The sequence below is a fragment of the Staphylococcus rostri genome (assembly GCF_002902145.1).
Taxonomy (GTDB): domain Bacteria; phylum Bacillota; class Bacilli; order Staphylococcales; family Staphylococcaceae; genus Staphylococcus; species Staphylococcus rostri.
The window spans coordinates 1-1572 of sequence record NZ_PPRF01000046.1; the positions used below are offsets into that span (position 1 = coordinate 1).

The following is a 1572-nucleotide window of genomic DNA, read 5'->3' on the forward strand; positions in this document are numbered from 1 at the left end:
GGTGATATTCCGTTATTATCCTTAGAAAGGAGGTGATCCAGCCGCACCTTCCGATACGGCTACCTTGTTACGACTTCACCCCAATCATTTGTCCCACCTTCGACGGCTAGCTCCAAATGGTTACTCCACCGGCTTCGGGTGTTACAAACTCTCGTGGTGTGACGGGCGGTGTGTACAAGACCCGGGAACGTATTCACCGTAGCATGCTGATCTACGATTACTAGCGATTCCAGCTTCATGTAGTCGAGTTGCAGACTACAATCCGAACTGAGAACATCTTTATGGGATTTGCTTGACCTCGCGGTTTTGCTGCCCTTTGTAATGTCCATTGTAGCACGTGTGTAGCCCAAATCATAAGGGGCATGATGATTTGACGTCATCCCCACCTTCCTCCGGTTTGTCACCGGCAGTCAGCTTAGAGTGCCCAACTTAATGATGGCAACTAAGCTCAAGGGTTGCGCTCGTTGCGGGACTTAACCCAACATCTCACGACACGAGCTGACGACAACCATGCACCACCTGTCACTTTGTCCTCCGAAGAGGAAAACACTATCTCTAGTGCGGTCAAAGGATGTCAAGATTTGGTAAGGTTCTTCGCGTTGCTTCGAATTAAACCACATGCTCCACCGCTTGTGCGGGTCCCCGTCAATTCCTTTGAGTTTCAGTCTTGCGACCGTACTCCCCAGGCGGAGTGCTTAATGCGTTAGCTGCAGCACTAAGGGGCGGAAACCCCCTAACACTTAGCACTCATCGTTTACGGCGTGGACTACCAGGGTATCTAATCCTGTTTGATCCCCACGCTTTCGCACATCAGCGTCAGTTGCAGACCAGAAAGCCGCCTTCGCCACTGGTGTTCCTCCATATCTCTGCGCATTTCACCGCTACACATGGAATTCCACTTTCCTCTTCTGCACTCAAGTTTTCCAGTTTCCAATGACCCTCCACGGTTGAGCCGTGGGCTTTCACATCAGACTTAAAAAACCGCCTACGCGCGCTTTACGCCCAATAATTCCGGATAACGCTTGCCACCTACGTATTACCGCGGCTGCTGGCACGTAGTTAGCCGTGGCTTTCTGATTAGGTACCGTCAAGACGTGCACAGTTACTTACACGTTTGTTCTTCCCTAATAACAGAGCTTTACGATCCGAAGACCTTCATCACTCACGCGGCGTTGCTCCGTCAGGCTTTCGCCCATTGCGGAAGATTCCCTACTGCTGCCTCCCGTAGGAGTCTGGACCGTGTCTCAGTTCCAGTGTGGCCGATCACCCTCTCAGGTCGGCTACGTATCGTCGCCTTGGTAAGCCGTTACCTTACCAACTAGCTAATACGGCGCGGGTCCATCTATAAGTGACAGCAAGACCGTCTTTCACTATTGAACCATGCGGTTCAATATGTTATCCGGCATTAGCCCCGGTTTCCCGGAGTTATTCCAGTCTTATAGGTAGGTTACCCACGTGTTACTCACCCGTCCGCCGCTAACGTCAGAGGTGCAAGCACCTCGTCTGTTCGCTCGACTTGCATGTATTAGGCACGCCGCCAGCGTTCATCCTGAGCCAGGATCAAACTCTCCA

General features: G+C 51.8%; 1 rRNA gene. It reads right to left on the bottom strand.

Going from position 1 to position 1572, the window contains the following annotated elements:
- Positions 1–25: 25 nt before the first annotated feature.
- A 16S ribosomal RNA gene (locus CD122_RS07465) occupies positions 26–1572 on the bottom strand.